Annotated in this window: 20 protein-coding genes; 9 read left to right on the top strand and 11 right to left on the bottom strand. The window is 59.0% G+C overall.

All coding sequences use genetic code 11. The annotated features are described in order from the left end of the window. Positions 1-150: 150 nt before the first annotated feature. From F617_RS0118035 to hemN, 5 genes are all read right to left on the bottom strand, one after another. Positions 151-1,434, bottom strand: coding sequence for a beta-ketoacyl-ACP synthase (locus F617_RS0118035; RefSeq protein ID WP_003515389.1), 1,284 nt, complete (start codon positions 1,432-1,434; stop codon positions 151-153). A 12-nt stretch (positions 1,435-1,446) separates the two neighbouring features. Further along, positions 1,447-2,643: a beta-ketoacyl-ACP synthase gene (locus F617_RS0118030; protein WP_003515391.1), complete on the bottom strand. Its 1,197-nt coding sequence runs from the start codon at positions 2,641-2,643 to the stop codon at positions 1,447-1,449. A gap of 209 nt (positions 2,644-2,852) precedes the next feature. After that, positions 2,853-3,332, bottom strand: coding sequence for a 3-hydroxyacyl-ACP dehydratase FabZ family protein (locus F617_RS0118020; protein WP_019566224.1), 480 nt, complete (start codon positions 3,330-3,332; stop codon positions 2,853-2,855). 89 nt (positions 3,333-3,421) lie between these two features. Continuing rightward, positions 3,422-3,706: an acyl carrier protein gene (locus F617_RS0118015; RefSeq protein WP_019566223.1), complete on the bottom strand. Its 285-nt coding sequence runs from the start codon at positions 3,704-3,706 to the stop codon at positions 3,422-3,424. Positions 3,707-3,820: 114 nt separating this feature from the next. Next, positions 3,821-5,170 (bottom strand): oxygen-independent coproporphyrinogen III oxidase, encoded by a 1,350-nt coding sequence (gene hemN, locus F617_RS0118010; protein WP_019566222.1) that lies wholly within the window; start codon positions 5,168-5,170, stop codon positions 3,821-3,823. A gap of 212 nt (positions 5,171-5,382) precedes the next feature. Between hemN and fnrN the strand changes: the two genes are divergently transcribed. Next, complete coding sequence (fnrN, locus tag F617_RS0118005; protein ID WP_003515395.1) at positions 5,383-6,108, top strand: transcriptional regulator FnrN; 726 nt, start codon at positions 5,383-5,385, stop codon at positions 6,106-6,108. Positions 6,109-6,492: 384 nt separating this feature from the next. On the opposite strand, the gene F617_RS0117995 is transcribed toward fnrN, so the two are convergent. Next, positions 6,493-6,915, bottom strand: coding sequence for a hypothetical protein (locus F617_RS0117995; protein WP_003515396.1), 423 nt, complete (start codon positions 6,913-6,915; stop codon positions 6,493-6,495). Positions 6,916-7,053: 138 nt separating this feature from the next. Here F617_RS0117995 and F617_RS0117985 point away from each other — a divergent pair, with 138 nt between their 5' ends. From F617_RS0117985 to F617_RS0117960, 6 genes are all read left to right on the top strand, one after another. After that, positions 7,054-8,913: an alpha/beta hydrolase gene (locus F617_RS0117985; protein WP_019566220.1), complete on the top strand. Its 1,860-nt coding sequence runs from the start codon at positions 7,054-7,056 to the stop codon at positions 8,911-8,913. Between the two features lie 30 nt (positions 8,914-8,943). Continuing rightward, on the top strand, positions 8,944-9,663 hold the full coding sequence (gene sfsA, locus F617_RS0117980) for a DNA/RNA nuclease SfsA (protein ID WP_019566219.1): 720 nt from the start codon (positions 8,944-8,946) through the stop codon (positions 9,661-9,663). Between the two features lie 31 nt (positions 9,664-9,694). Next, positions 9,695-10,528 (top strand): type I methionyl aminopeptidase, encoded by an 834-nt coding sequence (map, locus tag F617_RS0117975; RefSeq protein ID WP_026330927.1) that lies wholly within the window; start codon positions 9,695-9,697, stop codon positions 10,526-10,528. A 12-nt stretch (positions 10,529-10,540) separates the two neighbouring features. Further along, positions 10,541-11,386, top strand: coding sequence for a DNA repair protein RadC (radC, locus tag F617_RS0117970; RefSeq protein WP_013636211.1), 846 nt, complete (start codon positions 10,541-10,543; stop codon positions 11,384-11,386). Positions 11,387-11,532: 146 nt separating this feature from the next. After that, complete coding sequence (locus F617_RS0117965; protein WP_013636212.1) at positions 11,533-11,955, top strand: TadE/TadG family type IV pilus assembly protein; 423 nt, start codon at positions 11,533-11,535, stop codon at positions 11,953-11,955. Between the two features lies 1 nt (position 11,956). Beyond that, positions 11,957-13,696: a TadG family pilus assembly protein gene (locus F617_RS0117960; RefSeq protein ID WP_019566217.1), complete on the top strand. Its 1,740-nt coding sequence runs from the start codon at positions 11,957-11,959 to the stop codon at positions 13,694-13,696. Between the two features lie 67 nt (positions 13,697-13,763). Here F617_RS0117960 and F617_RS0117955 read toward each other — a convergent pair whose 3' ends face one another. The 4 genes from F617_RS0117955 to rpiA all read right to left on the bottom strand — a co-directional run bounded on the left by F617_RS0117955 (position 13,764) and on the right by rpiA (position 18,226). Then, positions 13,764-15,140: a class II 3-deoxy-7-phosphoheptulonate synthase gene (locus tag F617_RS0117955; RefSeq protein WP_003515403.1), complete on the bottom strand. Its 1,377-nt coding sequence runs from the start codon at positions 15,138-15,140 to the stop codon at positions 13,764-13,766. 250 nt (positions 15,141-15,390) lie between these two features. Continuing rightward, positions 15,391-16,779 carry a glutathione-disulfide reductase gene (gene gor / locus F617_RS0117950; protein ID WP_019566216.1) on the bottom strand — a complete coding sequence of 463 codons (1,389 nt, stop codon included), beginning with the start codon at positions 16,777-16,779 and terminating at the stop codon, positions 15,391-15,393. 168 nt (positions 16,780-16,947) lie between these two features. Beyond that, positions 16,948-17,514, bottom strand: coding sequence for a DUF2059 domain-containing protein (locus tag F617_RS0117945; protein ID WP_003515410.1), 567 nt, complete (start codon positions 17,512-17,514; stop codon positions 16,948-16,950). Between the two features lie 16 nt (positions 17,515-17,530). Then, a complete protein-coding gene (rpiA, locus tag F617_RS0117940) occupies positions 17,531-18,226 on the bottom strand; it encodes a ribose-5-phosphate isomerase RpiA (protein ID WP_003515412.1) in 696 nt (231 codons plus the stop codon). A 192-nt stretch (positions 18,227-18,418) separates the two neighbouring features. Here rpiA and F617_RS0117935 point away from each other — a divergent pair, with 192 nt between their 5' ends. Further along, a complete protein-coding gene (locus F617_RS0117935) occupies positions 18,419-19,120 on the top strand; it encodes an HAD family hydrolase (protein WP_019566215.1) in 702 nt (233 codons plus the stop codon). Positions 19,121-19,143: 23 nt separating this feature from the next. Continuing rightward, positions 19,144-19,716 carry a hypothetical protein gene (locus F617_RS0117930; RefSeq protein ID WP_019566214.1) on the top strand — a complete coding sequence of 191 codons (573 nt, stop codon included), beginning with the start codon at positions 19,144-19,146 and terminating at the stop codon, positions 19,714-19,716. Positions 19,717-19,784: 68 nt separating this feature from the next. On the opposite strand, the gene F617_RS0117925 is transcribed toward F617_RS0117930, so the two are convergent. After that, positions 19,785-21,722 carry a murein L,D-transpeptidase gene (locus F617_RS0117925; protein ID WP_081626756.1) on the bottom strand — a complete coding sequence of 646 codons (1,938 nt, stop codon included), beginning with the start codon at positions 21,720-21,722 and terminating at the stop codon, positions 19,785-19,787. Positions 21,723-21,756: the final 34 nt, after the last annotated feature.

Here is a 21,756-nt window from a genome sequence, read left to right as displayed (position 1 = left end):
TTTTAGTCCTTCGCCCGGAGGCGTCTATCTCAAGAGTAATTCCAGCAAAACTCTGTAACGGTTTTGCGGTCGGAATGTGTAGTCACACCAGCGAGAGCGTTCCCGGGCTTCGTTCAGGCCGGAAACGCCCCTGTATTCTGGCGGAACCGGTTAAGCCGGTTCACGCGTCATGACAAGGCTGGCATTCTGCCCGCCGAACCCGAAGGAGTTGGAAAGCACGGCATTGACCGTCGCGTCCCGCTTCACATTCGGCACCACATCGAGCGAAATGGTCGGATCAGGGTTGTTGTAGTTGATCGTCGGCGGCAGGGTGCCGGTCAGCATGGTCTGTAACGAGAACACCGCCTCAACCGCGCCGGCCGCCGTCAGCGTATGGCCGATCATCGACTTGTTGGATGACAGCGGAATGTCTTTCAGGCCTTCGCCGAAGACGGCAAGCATCGAGCCATATTCCATCTTGTCGTTTTCCGGCGTCGAGGTGCCGTGGGCGTTGATGTAGCCGATATCGCTTTCAGCAACACCCGCATCCGCAAGTGCGGCGCGGATCGTCGCGATCGCCGGGCCGCCATCTGGCGAGGAACGCGTGCGGTGGAAGCTGTCCGCCTTTTCACCGGCGCCCTTGATGATGCCGAGAACCTTCGCCCCGCGCGCAATCGCCGATTCCAGCGATTCCAGCACCAGCGTTGCCGCACCTTCGGCGATCACGAAACCGTCGCGGTCCTTGCTGAACGGCTTGGATGCCTTTTCCGGCGGCTCATTCTGGGTCGACAGCGCCGAAAGAAGCGAAAAGCGGATCAGCGCTTCGGCGCTGACCGAACCGTCTGTCGCAACCGTCAGCGCGCGCTCGGTGCGGCCCTGGCGGATAGCCTCGACACCAAGCTGGATTGCGGTCGCGCCGGATGCACAGGCCGTCGAGAGCGTGACCGGCAGGCCGCGTGTACCAAAGCGGTCCGAAAGACGCTCCGAAATCGCGCCGAAAAGAGCCGCTTCCTGAAACGCCGGGTCCGGACGTTGACGGAAAGCCGTCAGGAACCGTTCATAGGCATCACCCGGCTGGGCGGCCGGCGGAGACCGGTCGGCAAGCTCGAAACGCGCGCTCCATTCCGGCTCGATCGGTGGTGCAGCCAGAAACAGCGGGCCATCGAAATCGCCCGAGATGCCGGCCTGCGCCAAAGCCTCAATGGTTGTCTCGCGTGCAAAGGCATAAGAGCGCTCGACGGAATTCGGAACCGGGATGTCGATGAAATCGACGGTGCCGCTGATCCTTGTGGAAAGCCCCTCCGTCGGGAAGCGGGTAATCTTGTGGATGCCCGACTTGCCCGCAGTCAGAGCCGCCCAGTTATCGGCAAGACCCTGCCCAAGCGAGGTGATAATGCCCATACCGGTGACTGCAACGATCGGGCGACCGAGATGATCCTTGAAGTTGGAAGTCATGGTCTTTTCTCCTCACACGTCACGGGACAGAACGGCGACACCTTCGCCGCGCACATGGCCGACGGTGGTGACGACCGCTTCGCTGGCCGCCTCGCCCATGGGCTTTTCCGCGGCGCCATCGAAAGTAGGAACCTTCGCGCCGCTTTCAAGCGTCAGGGCAGCAAGCGCCAGCCCAAGCGGGAACTGTGCTTCAAGTCCATGGCCGGTGATACCGCCGAAACCGCGAATGACGGCCTGCGGCAAAGCTTTTTCGAGAATATTCTTTTCACGCTGCGTCACGGCGTCGTAACCGCTCGCACCGGAAAACACGACGGTCGCAGCACTGTCCTTTGCAGGGGCAAGCAGCCGTTCCATGCGCTTTTCCATCTTGCCGTCATCACGGCTACCACGATCGCCCTCGATGGCGTCGATGCGGGCATAGATCCGTGCGCCGCGTTCACTGGCGTGCTTGCGCGATTCCAGCACCAGGAAGGCTCCCAGCGAACCGGAAATCATGCCGCCGCCGTCCTGGCCGCCACGCGACCAAAGAGGCTGCCAATCGCCCTGCGCATGCGCGCCGATCGCTTCAAACAGCAGGATCATGTCCGGGCGCTCGGCCGAGAAGGCGCCGCCCACCAGGGCGTGGCTGGATTCGCCGGAACGGATACGGTGAAACGCAGTCTCGACGGCGGAAATGCCGGCTGCTTCCTCGCCCATGAAGGTACGGGAGGACCCTGTGACCTTATGCACGATGGAAATGTTACCGGCCATCAGATTGGAAAGCTGGGCGAGAAACAGGGTCGGACGCAATTCCGTCGTCAGCTTCTCGTTGAGCAGCACTTCGCGGTCGTTGCGTTTCAGCGCCTCATCGACAATCAGCGTATCGACATTGATGTCGCGCTCGCCACCGCCGGCAGCCACGATCATGTCCATGGTAGCGCAGGCTTCCGGGTTTTCCTTCAGCCCTGCATCATCAAGCGCGAGGCCGGCGGCAAAAACGCCGAGACGCTGCCAGTTTTCCATCTGGCGCTGGTCGCCGCGCTTGGCAATCTGCGTGGACCAGTCGATCTCCGGCATGGGATGAACCGGATAGGGTTTGAACTTTTCGGTCTCGATCACCGTTGCCGGCGCCGCAGTTCCCGAAAGAAGCGCAAGATGCGCCTGGCTGCCGACGCCGTGACAGGTCACGATGCCGACCCCGGTTATCACCACATCATTGTCAGATTTCATCGTCTGTCATCCTTTGCAGCCTGACCCATTGAAGCGGTCACGGCTATCCAACAGCGGTCGCAAACGACCACTCCATGCGTTGCGGAATAAAGCGCGCGATGCGGATTGGCAATGGTGAAGGCCCGATCCGCCAGCACAAGCCCACGATTTTCGTGAATCAAAACCGGGTCTAGGGTAAAAATGCCGTCTCCCGGCATCAGCGGAAGCGCTTATTTTTGCGCATCCGCGGCAATCGCCGCCATCAGGCCGACTTCCTCGGCCCGCTTCCTGACGATAGGCGCGAGCGGAATTTCGCTGAAAGGCATTGTCCTGAGCTTCAGCTGCGCATCGCAGACCTTCTTGCCTTCGCAAGTGATCTTCGCCTTGGTGACTGCAAAACCCGAACCGTCATGTTCCAGCACCGCCTCGATATCGAGAACCGCGCCCGGCTCCACGAAGGTGCGCATCTTGGCACCGTCAACCGACATCAGGAAGGGCATGGCGGAAAAATCGCTGAACGCCAGAACCATCATGCCGGAAGCCTGCGCCATGGTCTCGATCAGAAGCACGCCCGGAACCAGCGGCATGCCGGGGAAATGTCCCTCGAAAACCGGGCTTTTGTCGGGAACGACAGACCGCGCCTTCAATGTGCGCGTCGCCATATCCACGGCTTCGACCTTGTCGATCATCTGAAAATATTCAAGCAGCATCCGTCCGGCCCGTTTCTGGTCGGTTACGACCCGTCCCTGAAGGTCAGGTCCAGAAAAAGAAATGCCCGCTCGAAGCGGGCATTATCGCCTCAGCCCTTGGCTGCGCGCAATTCGTCGATCTTGGCACAGAGGTTCTTCAGCACGAAATATTCTTCGGTGGTAACCTTGCCTTCGTTGACTTCCTGCGTCCACTGCTCGAGCGGGATCTTGATACCGAATTCCTTGTCGATGGCGAAAACGATATCCAGAAAGTCGAGGCTGTCGATGCCCAGATCGTCGATCGTGTGGCTTTCCGGCGTAATGGTTTCGCGGTCGATTTCGCTGGTTTCGGCGATAATGTCGGCAACCTTGTCGAATGTAGCTGTCACGCCCATAATCCTTATTGTCGTTCGTATTAAATATCCTGTCTGACGCACCACATAGGCAAGTCGCACAAAAAAGCCAATGGTTTCGTTACGTAACTTTGAAATTTGCCTTAAAACTGTTGCCTAAACAGCAACCGAATGACGGCCGCGTCCGCTGCCGAGATAGGCGTCGAAGGTTGCCGCAATATGACGGACAAAGGGTTTTCCCGCCTCCGTCACGGCAAAAACATCGCCATCCATCCGCACCACACCGTCCCTGTCGCCGCCAGCGAAAAGCTGCGCCTCCATGCTGATGGAATGGCTGGCCCTGCCGAAACGCCGCTTCAAATCGCCCAGATCGAGCGAAAAATCGCACATCAGCCGCTCGATGACATAGGAGCGCAGGTGATCCTCGTCAGACAATTCTATTCCCTTTAGAACCGCGAAACCACCCTCGCCCACCATCCGCTGATATTCCCCCGTCGCCACCATGTTCTGCACGTAGCCCTGGGGCAACCGGCCGATCGCGGATGCACCAAGCCCGATCAGGGCATCGGCCGTGTCAGTGGTGTAGCCCTGAAAATTCCGCCGCAGCTCCCCCGTCTCGACCGCCCGGCTCAGAGTGTCGGCGGGCTTGGCGAAGTGATCGATCCCGATTGCCCTGTAACCCGCCTTGCTGAGCATCTCCGCCGCCATCGTCATCTGGCGGTAGCGCTCGGCAATATCTGGCAATGCCTGCTCAGGGATCAGCGACTGGTGTTTTTTCATCCACGGAACATGCGCATAACCGAACAGCGCGATCCGGTCGGGGTCGAGTGAGATGATCTGGTCAACCGTCTGTTGCAATGTCTCGCAGGTCTGGAACGGCAGGCCATAGAGAATGTCGCAATTGACCGAGTGAACGCCCCTTGCCCGCACGGCATCTACCACCGATTCCGTCTGCTCGAAGGTCTGAATCCGGTTGATGGTTTTTTGCACTTTGTCATCAAAGTCCTGCACACCGAGGCTCGCGCGCGTCATGCCGATGACGGCAAGCGCGTCATAGCGACTTTCGTCAAGATCGTTCGGGTCCATTTCCACGCTGATTTCGGGCGCCAGACCAAAGGTGAAATGGCGTCTTAGACAGTCCATCAGGCCCACCATGTCTTCAGGCCTCAGCATAGTGGGAGAACCGCCGCCAAAATGCACCGCGCTGACCACTGCATCGGGGGAAACAAGCGAGCCGACGGCTTCTATCTCCCGCCTAAGTGCCTCAAGATAAACGGCAATCGGCTCGTATTTCAGCGTGTGCTTGGTGTGGCAGGCACAGAACCAGCACAGCCGGTCGCAATAGGGAATATGCAGGTAAAGCGATATCCGGTTCCGGTGGCCAAGCTCGCCGAGCCAGCGGCGATAGGTGCCATTATCGATTCCCTCGTGAAAGTGCGGCGCGGTAGGATAGCTTGTGTAACGCGGCACGGCGCCCGAATATTTGCGAAGAAGTTCGGTATTCATCCCCGGATTTGCCTTTTATCAAGAAAATGTCGATTTCCTCCCCTTCAGTAACGGCTGCGACAGTTTGCAACTTTGACTTCAATCAAATTGCACCTTAAGTTCTTGCTAAAGTAGACGCGGGGGCGACGACTACACGGCGCAAGCCTTCGAAAAGACCGGATTTTACACCTGCGGTCGCATTCGTCCCTTAAAGCCAGCATCGGAAAAGGCTGATGGACACGCTACAGAAGACCATCCACAATTCGGAATATCCCGTCGTATGCCGCTCCTGCGAGGCGCGTCACGGTGGTCTTTGCAGCACGTTGACGCCGCAGCAGCTCTGCGACCTCAACCGTCATTCCAGCCGTAAGAAGCTGGAAGCGGGCAACGAGTTGCTTGCCCAGGGGGAGCTCGTCAGCTCCTACGGCAACATTCTCAACGGCGTGGTGAAGCTCTCGAAGATGATGTCGGATGGCCGCCAGCAGATCGTCGGCCTGCAATTTGCACCGGATTTTCTCGGCCGCCCGTTCATGGCGGAAAGCAAGATGACGGCGGAAGCCGCAACCGATGTGGAAATCTGCCTGTTCCCGCGCCGCATCGTCGACCGCATGGTTTCCGAAGTGCCGGATATGGAACGTAAGCTTCACAGCCAGTCTCTGAAGGAACTGGATGAGGCGCGCGACTGGATGCTGACACTTGGCCGAAAATCGGCACAGGAAAAGGTTGCCAGCTTCCTTTATATGATCGCCACGCATATCGATCCGGAAAAGGACGATAAATCAACGTTCGACCTGCCGCTATCGCGCGCAGATATAGCCGATTTCCTTGGTCTCACCATCGAAACAGTTAGCCGGCAAATGACTAAGCTGCGCAAGGAAGGCACTATCAGCATCGAGAACAACCGTCATATTACAGTGCCGGACCTCGATATGCTCAGCGAAGCCGCCGGAAACGACTGACCGGCGTTTTTCAACTTTTCATCGTCCCTGCGGCGCTGACGTTCCGATGTTGATGTACGGCGCCCGCGCCTGCGCGGGTGCGAGCGCAAAACCGGCAAGAACCAGCAAAGCAGCGATGCATCTCATGATATTTCACCCTGTCTACCGCTTTTTCAGCGGCCTGTTTGTTATGACCGCATCATAAGCGGCAAAGCGCATCCATCCGCTTAACATCTTCAGTAAGCATATGGTTCAAAGGCAGGGTAAATAAGGGGTTATGAGAGCGGCTTGGTACAGAATGAAGCACAAGGATTGCCGTTATCCTCGGCCTTGTGCCGAGCGAATCCCGAGATCCACAGGTTGTCGATTCTCGGTAAAGGCCCGAGAACGACGAACGGAAGAACCTTACTGCGTAACAGGCGTCGCAACCGGCTTCTGGTTTTCGCCAAGCGCCCGCAATTCCGCGACTCGGCGTTTGTATTCAGCTTCCGAAATCTGGCCGTTGCGGCGTGCAGCACCCAGGCGCGACAGGTTCGATTCCATTTTGGACGCTTCATCATCCCCCATCTGGCTGCCGGCAGCCGTAATAGGCGCTGAAAAGCTTGGATAGGTGCCGGTATCGCGTCTCTGGCTCACCACATTGTCGCTGACGGGGCGCGGGCCGACGATTTGGGCTTGCGGGTGGGGCATATGGGCCGGTGCGACGATCGGTGCCGGGGTCTTGCAGGCGGCAAGTACTGTAACGAGCATGGCGCCGGAAAGCGAAAGAAGGGCGATCCTTCCAGCGTTTTCCGCAAATCTTCCCCATGTACCCATGTGCTTGCCCATCGTCATGTTCCGCCTGTAAGGATATCGCCGATATCGAATTCGACTGCGGTTCGGCTCTTCGTGGCCTCCCCTTGCTGGTGGAACTTGTATTCGTTTTCATGCAGAATGTGCAAACACAAATTTGGTGGAGGACAGCGCATGGCAGGTGTTGACGGCGGGGCAGAGAAAAAGGGTGGCAAAACGCCCGGTTTCGACGCCACATCCGCCGAGGCTTACCTGATCCGCGACCCGGAAGCCTTTGCGGTCAACATCGCCCGCGCGCTGGAAAACCTCGGCAAAGCCGCGTCCGAATGGCTGGCACCCCGCGAACGCGGTGAAATTCCGCAGACCAGCGCCGATCCGATGACCGACCTCGTCAAGACGCTGTCCGACGTCGCCGAATATTGGATGGCTGAACCGAAGCGCTCACTCGAAGCCCAGACCCATCTGCTTTCCAGCTATTTCGATCTGTGGACAAAATCGGTGGCACAGTTTTCGGAAGATGCCGATTCCCGCTCGGAAAAGGCCGCGGAGACCGGCCCGGCAGAGCGAAAGAACAGGCGTTTTGCCGACGCGGACTGGCAGGCCAATCCGTTTTTCGATTTTCTCCTCAAAGCCTATCAGACTACCGTCGGTTTTGCCGACCGGATGGTTATGGAAGCCGAAGGGCTGGACGAGCACACCCGCACCAAGGCGTTGTTTTACATGCGCCAGATGACGGAAGCCCTCTCGCCGGCCAACTTCGTCTTCACCAATCCGCAGGTCTTCCGCGAGACGGTCGCGTCCAGCGGGGCCAATCTCGTCAAGGGCATGGCACAGCTTGCCGAAGATGTCGCGGCCGGCCACGGCCATCTGAAACTGCGCCAGACCGATTACAGCAAATTCGTCATCGGCCAGAACATCGCCATCACATCAGGCAAGGTGGTTGCCAAAAGCCCGCTCTGCGAGATCATCCATTACGCGCCCACGACGAAAAAGGCCCTCAAACGGCCGCTGCTCATCGTGCCGCCATGGATCAACAAATTTTATATCCTCGATCTCAACCCACAGAAATCCTTCGTTAAATGGTGTCTCGATCAGGGTCACAGCGTGTTCATGGTCTCGTGGATCAACCCGGACGCCAGGCTGGCCGACAAGGGCTGGGAGGACTATATCCGCGAAGGTATCGATTTCGCCCTCGACACGATTGAGGAGCAAACCGACGAAAAAGAGATCAACGCCATCGGCTATTGCGTCGGCGGCACGCTTTTGTCTTCGGCTCTGGCATTGCATGCGCAGGAAGGCAATGAGCGCATTCGCAGCGCCACACTTCTCGCCGCCCAGACGGATTTCATCCATGCGGGCGACCTCAAGGTCTTCATCGACGAAGGCCAGCTCGCCGCGCTCGACAGGCACATGCAGGCCGTCGGTTATCTCGATGGCTCGATCATGGCCACAGTCTTCAACATGCTGCGCGCCTCCGATCTTATCTGGCCCTATATGGTCGATAATTATCTGCGCGGCACGGAACCCCTGCCCTTCGATCTCCTCTACTGGAATTCCGATTCGACCCGGGTGACCGCTGCCTGCCATTCCTTCTATCTGCGCAATTGTTATCTCGACAACAATCTCGCCCGCGGGCTGATGCGCGTGGCGGACAAGCGGATCAACCTCGGCGACATAAAAATCCCCGTCTATGATCTCGCAACCCGCGACGACCATATCGCGCCAGCGAAATCGGTCTTCACGGGGGCGGCACTGTTCGGCGGCCCCGTGGAATTCGTGCTCGGCGCTTCCGGCCACATAGCCGGTGTGGTCAATCCGCCGCAATCCGAAAAATACCAATATTGGACAGGCGCATCACCATCCGGAGACTTCGATGCCTGGCAGGCCGCAGCCACGGCCCACAAGGGATCATGGTGGGTGCACTGGCAAAACTGGATCGAAAGCCAGAATGGCGAAAAGGTAAAGGCAAGGGCGCCGGGAGACGGCAACCGACCAGTGCTCGGCGATGCCCCCGGAACCTACGTCCTGTCCTGACCAGCCCCCACCTCTCATCTTTCAGGCCACATGCTCTTCACGCCCCCACTCGTTCCCGCCACGCTGATCGCCCGCTACAAGCGTTTCCTCTTCGACGCTGTTCTGGAGGACGGCACGGCGATTACAGGCTCCTGCCCCAATACCGGCTCCATGCGCGGATTGACCACGCCCGGCTCGCGTATCTGGCTGTCCGAGCATGACAGCCCAACCCGCAAGTACCGGCATATGCTGGAAATGGTCGAGGCCGATGGCACCGTGGTCGGCATCAATACCGGCATGCCGAACCGGCTGGCGGAAGAAGCGATCTTCAATGGCCGCATCCCGCAGCTTGCCGGCTATTCGACGATCCGGCGCGAGCAGAAATACGGCCGCAATTCCCGCATCGATTTCCTGCTTTCCGAAATTGGGCGGCCGGATGCCTATGTGGAAGTAAAAAACGTGCATTTCATGCGCGAAAAAGGTCTGGCCGAATTCCCTGATACCGCCACCAAACGCGGCGCCAAACATCTGGAGGAGCTGGGCGACGCAGCAGAGGCCGGTCACCGCGCGGTGATGCTCTATCTCATTCAGCGCAACGATTGCGACCAGATGCGCATCTGCGATGATCTGGATCCGGTCTATGCGCTGGCGTTTCAGCGGGCCATGTCGCGCGGCGTGGAGGCCTATGCGGTGAAATGCGACGTTTCCCCGGCACAAATTTCAGTCACGGGAACGGTTAAGATGGACGAATGGCGTCCGGCTGTTTTATGAACAGGGACGTAAAGAGACAGAAAGCACTATGATGGTCACCTATATCGACGCAGCCTCCGCCCCCCTCAAGAATACCGGCGTCATCCGCCTTTATACCCCTGAGGATTTCGACGGGATGCGCAAGGCGTGCCAGCTGACGGCGCGTTGCCTCGACGAACTGGCGGCAATCGTCAAGCCGGGTGTGACGACTGACGCCATCGACCGTTTCGTCTTCGAGTTCGGCGCCGACCATGGCGCTTTGCCGGCAACACTGAATTACCGCGGTTATACCAAGTCCGTCTGCACCTCTATCAACCATGTGGTCTGCCACGGCATTCCGGACGCAAAGCCGCTGCGCGAAGGCGAAATCGTCAATATCGACGTGACCTATATTCTGGACGGCTGGCACGGCGATTCGAGCCGCATGTATCCGGTTGGCACGATCAAGCGTGCAGCTGAACGTCTGATGGAAGTGACCTATGAATGCCTGATGCTCGGCATCGCGGCAGTGAAACCGGGTGTGCGCACCGGCGCGATCGGCGCGGCTATTCAGGCCTATGCCGAGGCGGAACGCTGCTCGGTGGTGCGTGATTTCTGCGGCCACGGCGTTGGACGCCTGTTCCACGACACCCCCAATATCCTGCACTACGGCCGCCCGGACGAAGGCCCGGAGATTCGCGAGGGCATGATCTTCACCATCGAACCGATGATCAACCTCGGCAAGCCGCATGTGAAGGTACTCTCCGATGGCTGGACGGCAGTAACGCGCGACCGCTCCCTTTCCGCGCAATACGAACATGCGGTCGGCGTAACCGCGACCGGTTGCGAAATCTTCACACTGTCGCCGGGCGGCTTTGACCGTCCGGGCCTGCCGCCACTCGCATAAGGCCAGACCGCCATGGCAAAACGCCCTGCCCCGCCTTCCGCCGATCTTCCATCGACCTCCGGCTTTCAGGCGGGAAACGGCGATCTGTTCGACGGAACGGATGAGCGCGGCTTCTTTGCCGAACCGCGAAGTGCGGTGAAGAAGACCTCGGAACACCCCGCAGCCGTTGCGGAGCCGGAAGCGGAGATCGCACACTATCACGGCCATCGGGACAGGCTGCGGGCGCGTTATCGCGACGGCGGCGATACCGCCCTTGCCGATTACGAACTGCTGGAGCTTCTGCTTTTCCGGCTGATACCGAGGCGTGATACCAAACCCATCGCCAAGGCGTTGATCGCCCGCTTTGGTACCCTTGGCGGGGTGCTCGGCGCGCCGCTGCCGCTGTTGCAGGAGGTGAAGGGCGTGGGTGAGGCCGTGGCGCTCGATCTGAAGCTCGTCGCCTCCGTTTCCCAGCGCATGCTGAAGGGCGAAATCCGCAACAAGCAGATTCTCGGCTCCTGGTCTTCGGTCATCGACTATTGCCATGCCGCCATGGCCCATGAAACCCGCGAACAATTCCGCATCCTGTTCCTCGACAAGCGCAACGTCCTGATCGCCGACGAGGTGCAGGGTCAGGGAACCGTGGACCACACGCCGGTTTACCCGCGCGAAGTGGTGCGCCGCGCCCTCGAACTTTCCTCTACGGCTTTGATTTTAATACATAATCATCCGAGTGGAGACCCTACCCCCTCGCGTGCCGATATCGAGATGACCAAAACCATCATCGATACGGCAAAGCCGCTGGGGATAGCGGTGCACGACCACATCATCATCGGCAAAGACGGCCACGCCAGCTTCAAAGGGCTTCGGCTGATCTGAAATCCATGGGTATTAACGCGAAGGGCTTTCCCGGCCTGCAACCCATAAGAGCGACATCAATACAAAATTAACACCTATAAATTAGCATTTCCGAAAATAAGAATAAAGGCATCTGACTTTGGTGCCTGAAGAAACGGGGGTGCTTTATGCGTAATGGAGTGCATTTCCTTCGTGATCGATCCGGCTCGTCCGCTGTCGAGTTCGCTATCGTCGCGCCGATTTTCTTTCTCGTCCTGCTGACAATGATTGCCTACGGTATCTACCTGATGGCCGCCTATTCTGTGCAGCAGATCGCCGCCGACGCGGCAAGGACGGCAGTTGCCGGACTGAATACGACCGAGCGCCAGCAGCTGGCCCGTGATTTCGTCACCAAAAGTGACCTCAGCTACGCCTTCATGGACAAGAAGCGTTTCACGGTCAACGTCGCCACCGATCCCGCCAATGCCAACCAGTTCACGGTCAAGGTGGAATATGACGCCCGTGATCTGCCGATCTGGAGCCTCTACAGCTACACCCTGCCCGAGCCGGTCATCCGGCGGTTTTCCACAATCCGGATCGGAGGAGCATGACATGCAAAATATCTCTTCTTTGCTTCCCCGTTTCCTGAAGGATAGCACAGGCAACATCGCCATCTCGGCCGGGCTTACCGCACCGCTTTTCATCGGCATATTGGCGCTTGGCGTCGATTATGGCTATCTGACCCTGCAGAAGCGGCAATTGCAGCAGACCGCCGATCTTGCGGCCATATCAGCGGCGGCCAATGCCGCTGATCCCGAAAAGGCGGTCCAGCAATATTTCGCCCTCAACGGCATGAATCTCGGGGTCAAGACACCGAATGGCCTCTTGACCGTGGACGGTCTTCAACCTTTCGACCCCTTGAACGAATTTGCCAAGAGCAACGGTTATGCCGAAGTCGTCAAAGGTCACTATGAGCCGGACGCGACCCTGCCTGTCGGCCAGCGTTTCGTCGAAAATGCACTTCCCACCAATGCGATGAAAGTGAATATCGTCGAAAAGGGCCAGATATTCTTTGCCTCCGCCTTCACAACGCCGCCCAAGATTTCCGCGGCCGGAACGGCCTCATCCCAAAAGATCGCGGCATTTTCGGTGGGCTCGCGACTGGCGAGCCTCGATGAAGGCATTTTGAACAGCCTACTCGGCGGCCTGCTCGGCACCACGGTCTCGCTCAAGGTTATGGATTACCAGGCGCTTGTGGCTGCAGATGTCAACGCGCTGCATGTCGTCGAAGCGCTGGCTGTCGATCTCAACCTGACAGCCGGCACCTACAAGGATGTCCTGAAGACGGAAATCACCTACGGCAAATTCCTGGACGCGCTGACGAAGACCACCGGCCTGCAGCCGGCTGTGGCCAACATTCTGAAGACGCTGGCAAAAACCGCTAACAAGAGCAACATCAAGCTCAAGCTTGAAGAAATCCTCAATCTCGGCCCGTTCTCGGACAAGCTGATCGGTAGCGGCGAAAACCTCAAGGTCACCGCAGGCGTCTTCGATCTTCTCAACGCCGCTGCCGTGGCAGGCAATGGCGGCAACCAGCTGGCGCTCAACCTCAACGCCAATCTTCTCGGTCTCGCCTCGGTCAAGACGACGCTCGCCATCGGTGAGCCACCCGTCGAAACGCCGTCGCTTGCCGTCGGCGGCCAGGGCACGGTGGTGCGCACCGCACAAACCCGTCTGGCGGTCAGTGTCGTGGTTGACGGGCTTCAGGCGATTGCCGGTCTGAAGGTCAACATTCCGCTCTATGTGGAAGTCGCCCATGCCGAAGCGCGGCTCGCCGACATTCGCTGCACGGGCGGCGGACAGGGTACGGTCGATGTCGAAGTCGTTCCCGGCGTCGCAGAAATCGCGCTTGGCAATGTCGATACCACGGCCTTTGCCAATTTCGGCAAGGATCCGCGCGTCACCAAGACCGCGATCGTGGATTCGGCCCTGCTTGCCATCAATGGCAGCGCCCTCATCAATGCCACGAACATGACGAAGACCAAGCTGACCTTCACCCAGTCGGATATCACCCAGGCCAAGATCAAGAGTGTTTCCACCAAGGATACCGTTACCACTCTTGTCAGTTCACTGCTGAAAAACCTCAATCTGGATATCAGGCTTCTCTTCCTCAACATCGATCTGGGAGGTCTGGCGGGCATCCAGTCAGCGCTTGCCAACACGCTCGCGGCAGTCACGGCGCCCGTGGATCAGCTGCTCTACAACGTGCTGCTGGTACTCGGCGTCAAGATCGGCGAAGCCGATGTGCGCGTCACCGACGTTCGCTGCCAGCAGCCGGCACTCGTCCAGTAATCAGGCCGACAACCATAAAAAAAGCCGCCGGCAGTATCCGGCGGCTTTTTTGTTTTATCTGCCTCTGTCAGGCAGTAGCAATTGCCAGACGCTTCTCGTCCCGGCCGCTCTTCATGCGCTCGGACAGAAGGAAAGCCAGCTCCAGTGCCTGATCGGCGTTGAGACGCGGATCGCAATGGGTGTGGTAACGATCCGACAGCGAATCCGCCGTCACGGCGCGGGCGCCGCCGGTGCACTCGGTCACGTCCTTGCCGGTCATCTCGATGTGGATGCCGCCCGGATGTGTGCCTTCGGCGCGGTGGATCTGGAAGAAGCTTTCGACTTCCGACAGGATGCGCTCGAACGGACGCGTCTTGTAGTGGTTGAGCGTGATGGTGTTGCCATGCATCGGATCGCACGACCAGACGACCTTGCGGCCCTCTTTCTCCACGGCACGGATGAGCTTCGGTAGGCTGTCGGCAACCTTGTCGTGGCCGAAACGGCAGATCAGCGTCAGACGACCTGCCTCGTTTGCAGGGTTCAGCGCGTCGATCAGCTCGATCAGATTATCAGGCGTCAGCGACGGTCCGCACTTCAGGCCGATCGGGTTCTTGATGCCGCGGAAATATTCCACGTGCGCATGGTCGAGCTGACGCGTGCGGTCGCCGATCCAGATCATGTGGCCAGACGTGGCATACCAGTCTCCGGAGGTCGAATCGACGCGGGTTAGCGCCTCTTCGTAACCGAGCAGCAGAGCCTCGTGGCTGGTGAAGAAATCGGTTTCGCGCAGGCTAGGGTTGTTTTCTGCGCTGATGCCGATTGCCTGCATGAAGTTCATGGTCTCGGAAATCCGGTCAGCCAGCTTGCGGTAACGATCCGCCTGCGGGCTGTCCTTGATGAAGCCGAGCATCCACTGGTGAACGTTTTCAAGGTTGGCGTAGCCGCCCATTGCGAAAGCGCGCAGCAGGTTAAGCGTCGCCGCCGACTGGCGGTACGCGTCGAGCTGACGCTCGGGGTTCGGCACGCGCGAGGTCTCATTGAACTCGATGCCGTTGATGATGTCGCCGCGGTAGGACGGCAGCGTCACGCCATCGAGCACTTCCACGTTCGAAGAGCGAGGCTTGGCGAACTGACCGGCAATACGACCGACCTTCACCACCGGCAGCTGCGCACCATAGGTCAGGACGACAGCCATCTGCAGAAAAGCGCGGAAGAAGTCGCGGATATTATCCGCGCCATGCTCGAGGAAGCTTTCGGCGCAATCGCCACCCTGCAACAGAAAGGCGTTGCCGTCTGCCACATTGGCAAGCTGCTTTTTCAGGCGGCGGGCTTCACCGGCAAAAACGAGCGGCGGATAGGTCGCAAGCGTGGCTTCCGTCGCCGCAAGCGCTGCCGCGTCAGGATATTCGGGAACCTGCTGGATCGGTTTCTGCCGCCAACTGCCGGGTGTCCAATTCTGTGCCATGTCCTTACCCTTTTCTCGCCCGCGCATTTGTGCACGACCGCCTCGAAAAATTGAGCGGCTTATAGCTCCAAGCACAGGCTTTGCATAGCCGATGTCAGGGCCATCGGGCCCATTCCGCCCGTTTTGGGCGTTTAACGTGCATAAAAGTCAATTCAAACGATTTAATAAACCCGCCACCACCCGGAAAACAACGGTTTTCAAGTGGTGGCGAGCAAAGCGGAGACGTGATCACGTCGCGCAAGCGACGGCGTTACACGCGCTCGCCGTTCACCACGCGGTAGCTTGGCGAATACATCGTCACCAGTTCCTCGGCCGCTGTCGGATGAACCGCCATGGTGCGATCGAAATCGTCCTTGGTGCATCCGGCCTTCAGCGTGATGCCAAGAAGCTGCGCCATTTCGCCCGCCTCGTGGCCGAGAATATGCGCGCCGACGACCTTACGGTCGGCGGCATTGACGATCAGCTTCATGATCGTCCTTTCCTGACGCCCGGACAGCGTTGCCTTCATCGGACGGAACTGCGCGCGATAGACTTCCAGTTCCGGGTATTTCCTGCCCGCTTCCTCTTCAGAAAGTCCAACCGTGCCGATTTCCGGCTGCGAGAACACCGCAGTGGCAATAAGCTCGTGGTCCGGCTTGGTCGGGTTGTTCTTGTACTCGGTTTCGATGAAGCACATGGCCTCGTGGATCGCCACCGGCGTCAGCTGTACCCGGTCGGTGACGTCGCCCAGTGCGAAGATACCAGGAACGTTCGTGCGCGAATACTCATCGACGATGATTGCGCCGCGCGCATCCACCTTCACACCGGCATTTTCAAGGCCTAGACCATGCGTATTCGGATCGCGACCGAGCGCCAGCATCACCAGGCCGACATGCAGCGAGTTGCCCTGCTTCGTCCGTGCCACAAAGCCGCTCCCACCGTCCTTGCTCACTTCCTGAATGACGTCTTCAAGAATGATACGAATGCCCTTGGCTTCCATCGCTTCATGAAGGCCCTTGCGCATATCGTGATCGAAGCGCGAAAGGATTTCCCTGCCGCGATATATCAGCGTCGTTTCGACACCGAGTCCGTGGAAGATATTGGCGAATTCCACGGCGATGTAACCACCGCCAGCGATCAGGATCGATTTCGGCAGCTCTTCCAGGTCGAAAGCCTCGTTGGAGGAGATCGTCAGCTCGTGGCCGGGCAGCGCCTTGTGTTCGTTCGGCGTACCGCCAACGGCAATCACGATACGCTCGGCCGTGAAGGTCTCACCAGTCTTCGTCAGCTTCACGGTATGCGCATCGACAAGCTCTGCACGGCTGTCGAAAATATCGGCCTTGGCGTTATCCAGACCCTTGCGGTACAGGCCTTCGAGACGGGTAATTTCCCTGTCTTTCGCTTCAATCAGTTTTTTCCAGTCGAAACGACGCTCGCCAACGCTCCAGCCGAAACCTTCGGCATCCTCGAAATGCTCCGGAAATTGCGAGGCATAAACGAACAGCTTCTTCGGCACGCAACCACGGATGACGCAGGTTCCGCCGTAACGGTATTCCTCGGCAATTCCCACACGCTTGCCGAGTGAGGCGGCAACGCGAGCGCTGCGAACGCCGCCCGAGCCGCCACCGATAACGAAAAGATCGTAGTCATAAGCTGTCATAATCAAAACCCCTGATCAAAACCACGTGCCATCGGCCTCAAGGCGGGCTGTGGCGTATTCATGGCACATATAGGTGCTGCGACGCACAAATGAAAAGCCCGACCTTGCGGCCGGGCTTTGAATATTTCTGAACGTGAGCTTTGGGACCCGACGCTCTATCTATTTCACTCAGGGCTTGTGAGCCGGAGCGCCGCCGGTGTTGCCCTGATCGGCCGGAAGCGGCTTCAGATCAGCGCCGGCCACTTTCTGCAATTCGGTCATGCTGGAGGTGTTCAGATCGCGGTTGATGCCCGCGGCCCAGATGTCGGCAGCCTTCATCAGTTCGCGCGTGGCGATCGGGCCGTCCTTCAGAAGCTTCTTGCCGGCTTCGCTGCTGTAGAAGGTTGAGATAGCGTTCAGCTCTTCGACGGAGAAGGCGCGCGCGTAGGTGAGTGCTGCCTCGCGTTCCAGATCGGCGCGGCGCGGCGCAAGCTCAAGTGCCTTGGCGTCGACAGTCGCGGTGATCACGTCCTGCACATTCGGCGATGCCTGAATGAGTTCGGCCTTCAGACGTTCCGCCAGACCCGGCAGGATATCATCGAAACGGTCAGTAACGCCAAGAGAGGCGATCGCCTGCCGTGCGGCGGCTATATGCGCTTCCGAAATTTCCTGAGCGCGTGCGGCAGTACCGAACACGATGCCGGAAATGAGGATCGAAGCAGCGGCAGCTTTGCCCAGTCCCGCTAGTTTGATCATGAAAATCTCGCTCCTGTTATACTGCCTGCATCACGCGGGCGCCTTCAGGACCCGCAATGATGGCAAGCGATGCCAAATTTATGAAAAGTCCGTGCTCGACAACACCGGGGATAGTGTTCAGCTCGCGTGCAAGCGCTTCTGCATCAGGAATACGGCCAAAAGATGCGTCGAGAATGAGGTGTCCACCATCCGTCATGAAGGCGCCGTCGCCCGACGAACGCATCGTCAGGTCGCCCGAGAGGCCGGACCGCGCCGCCAGTTTCTCGATGGCTATCTGTGTCGCCACCTGACCGAACGGATTGATTTCGATGGGAAGCGGAAAAGCGCCAAGCGTCTCCACAACCTTGCTCTGGTCGGCGATGACGATCATGCGGGCGGATGCAGCCGCCACGATCTTTTCGCGCAGAAGCGCACCGCCACCACCCTTGACGAGTCGCAGGCCGTGATCCACTTCGTCCGCGCCATCGATGGTAAGGTCCAGTTCCGGCAATTCATCGAGGGATTTCAGCGGCACACCAAGCTCCACGCAAAGGCGCGCGGTACGCTCGGATGTCGGCACGCCTTCGACCTTCAGGCCTGCAGCAACCTTTTCCGCCAGAAGCCTGACGAATTCCTCAGCCGTAGAGCCCGTGCCGATACCAAGTCGCATCCCGTCTTGCACATGGGACAATGCGGCCTCGGCGGCCTTGATCTTCATCTGGCGGGCATCCATGTGCCTGAAACTCCGGTAGCTTTGTCGTCGCCGTGCTGTTTACACGGGTCGAAAGCCAAACGAAAGCATTTTTGCAGGCAACGAACAGAACGTTGTGGCGCGGTTGCAAAGACAAAGCCGTTTGCCTAGGCTTGGCCACAACGAACGCACCGATATCATCGCCAAAAGCATTCTCTCAAGAGGCCAGTTCCCGTGACATCCCGCCCGCTCTCCCCGCTCGCCATCTTCGACCTCGATGGTACGCTCGTCGACACCGCCGCCGATCTCGTTTCCAGCCTCAACCACACCGTCGCCGCAGCCGGTCTTGTCCCCGTTACTTATGACGACCTGACGCATCTCGTCGGCCAGGGCGCGCGCGTGATGATCAAGCGGGCCTTCGCGCTGCGTCAGGTAGAATTGCCGGAAGCCGAACTGGAGCCGCTATACGAGCGGTTCATTGACCATTATCGCGCGGAAATGCCCGGCGACAGCCGCCCCTACCCCGGTATCGTCAGCGTACTGGATGCGCTTTCGTCAGCTGGCATCACGCTCGCGGTCTGCACCAACAAGACCGAAATCCTTGCGCTCCCGCTGCTCGAAAAACTGGATCTCACCCGATATTTCGCCGCCATCACCTGTGGCGACACCTTCCCCTTCCGCAAGCCTGATGCGCGCCATATTCTCGGCACCATCGAAAAGGCTGGCGGCGACCCGCAGCGCTCGGTCATGGTAGGTGACAGCATCAACGACATTCTCGCCGCCAAAAATGCGGCCGTCCCATCGATCGGCGTCACCTTCGGTTATTCGGATGTGCCGATGGCCGAACTCGAACCAGATGTCGTGATAGATGATTTTGCAACGCTAACGCCAGATCTAGTGGGAAGGCTGCTGACAGAACGCAACGCCGCTGCATAAATCGGAACACTCTCAGGCTCGCCATGGTCGATCGCAATGTCCTTTTCCCTCGCACCGCCGTCGGCATTGTCGCCGTCGGCGATTCTGGCGAGGCCCTGCTTTTGAGGGCAATGCTGGAAAGCCTAGGCGCATCGGTAAGGCTTTATCTCCCCGGCACGCCGGAAGACATTCTGGTCTGCCTGAAACAGCCAGATAACCCGCCGCCCTACCTCATCATCAGCGGTCATGGCGATGAAAACGGCCTAGTCGTCGGCGAGTGCGCCCCGGAGATAACCCGAACAGAACTGAAAGACGGCAGCATGGACGCCGACATTCTCTCTGGTAACATCGACCTGCGGGACACAGTGGTGTTCAGCACCGCCTGCTGCACGGGTTCGCAGGGTTTCGCCAAAGTATTCATCGAAGGTCGAGCACACGCCTACATAGCCTCACACGGCTATCCCGATGGTGCGGCAACGCCGCTTTTCGTTCATCTATTCTTTTACCAACTCCTCATCCGCAAATCATCGCTGGAAGATGCGCTGTTGAGCGCAAACATGCTCGACGGCGATGGCGAACTGGCATTCACGCTTTTTACGGCATCGTCGCTACGATAGTAACTGGCAGTCGCAGAAACAAAAAAAGCGCCGTTTCCGGCGCTTTCTTTTTCTCAATGAGATTTCTATCAAATCGACGCGGCCCGCGCCTTCGTCGTTACCGCAAACGCCTTCTGGACGTAGCTGTCACGGTCGTAGACGTCGTCGAAGAACTGCACCTTGCCGGCCTTGTCCGGCCAGGCAGTAAAATAGGCCACGTAGACCGGTATCTTCACCGGCACCTGCACGGCGCGGTTCTTGCCCGCTGCAATCTGCTCGTTGACCTTTTCGACGCTGGTGCCAAGAACAGCCGCCGCCATGCGGCGCGGGTCGACCAGACGGATACAGCCGTGGCTCAGCGCCCGCATATCGCGGTTGAAGAAGCTCTTGGCAGGCGTATCATGCATGTAAATGGCATGCGCATTCGGGAACAGGATTTTCAGGTCGCCCAGCGCATTGTCGCTGCTTGGCGGCTGACGCACCGAAATGGCGTTGGTCGAGCCGAACCAGTTGACGCTGGTGGAAGAAACCGCACGGCCACCCACCTGTACCTCATAACCCAGACGGTCGAGATAGGACGGATCGCGGCGCAGCTTCGGCAGCATCTCGTTGACGATGATCGACTGCGGAACGCCCCAATAGGGGTTGAATTCGACGGTCTGGATTTCGTCCTGGAAGAAGTAGGTCTGGTTGGCCTTGGAGCCGACCACCACCTTCATGCCGAACTGTTCCTGTCCGTCATTGTGGTAATAGGCCATGAAGGCGGGCTGGTTGATCAAGACATAGCGCTGGCCGAGATCGGCCGGCAGCCAGCGGATCTGCTCCATCGCCACCTGCACCTTGGCAATCCGGGCGTCGTTGCTTTCGCCGACCATGGCACGCACGGTCGCGCGGCCGATGACGCCGTCGGCCTTCAGGCCGTTTTCGCTCTGGAATGCCTTCACCAGATCAACGAGATCAGGCGTATAATCCGGCGTCTGCTGGTAGCCGGAAATGATCGCCGCATGTTCCGCCTTGAAGGCAGGCGAAGCGCGATGTTCGATTGCCTTGACGACGCTCGCCATGTCGCCGCTGCTGTTGCCGGGTTTCAGCACCAGATCGGCGGGAACCTTGACCGTGTTGGCCGCATCACCCTCGCTGCGCAACCGGGCCAGTTCGGCCTTCAGCGCCAGATATTCGGCGTTCGAAGGTTCACGGCTGCGCAGATAGGCTGCGATATCGGGGCTGAGGCCTGCAAGCTTCAGCACGGGCGCAAGGTTCACCGTCTTGCGCTTGAAATCGTGGTAACCGGACAGCCGGTTCGGATCGACACGGCCACGCGTCGTATCCTGCACATAGGCCAGGACCTTGGCGGAAAGCGCAAGCTCGAACTGCATCTGCGCGCGCTGATAGGCGTCGGAGGTCGATACGGAAGCCACTTCCACCGGCGTGCCGGATGCGTTCGCGCCGGCGCTGATGCTGGCGGTTACGTCCTTTGCGGGTACTGAAATGCTGTAGTCGGCCGGATCGAGGCCGCTTTCGCCAACAGTCTCCAAAAACGCCATGACGGCGTTCGCGCGGGCAGTCAGCTCGCCTTCGGAAACCCAGAGCGCCTTGCCGCCGGCACCGTAATAGGCTTCCAGAGCCTTGCCAATTTCGGGGGTGGCGCTGAACTTCACATTGGCAAGACCCTCGCCGAAATTGGCGGTGTTCACAGCGCGTGCGGTATCAGCCTTGTAATCGTAATAACGTGGACCGGAAACACGCGGCAGAGGCTCGGGATCGGATGCATCGGCGCTCGGTCCGACCGTCGGCGGCGAGGTGACGATACCGGCTGGCGGCATTTCACCGCGATCGCGCGCAACCTTGCCAGGCCCGCCACGCAAAAGGTCCATCAGCGTTACCGCGCCGGCGCTGCCGGGAAGAGCGGTGGAAACGGAAAGACCGAGAGCCAGCACCAGCGCTGCCGATGTTTTTCCAGATGTGACTTGCAATTTGATCCTCGTAGCACCCAGCGCCGCCAACGAAGACGGAGCATCCAGTTTCATGCTTGTCTAGCCGATAGACGGCCCGTTGAAAAGA

Source organism: Agrobacterium sp. 10MFCol1.1 (assembly GCF_000381165.1).
Lineage (GTDB): Bacteria > Pseudomonadota > Alphaproteobacteria > Rhizobiales > Rhizobiaceae > Agrobacterium > Agrobacterium tumefaciens.
This window is presented reverse-complemented; position numbering and strand designations above follow the sequence as displayed.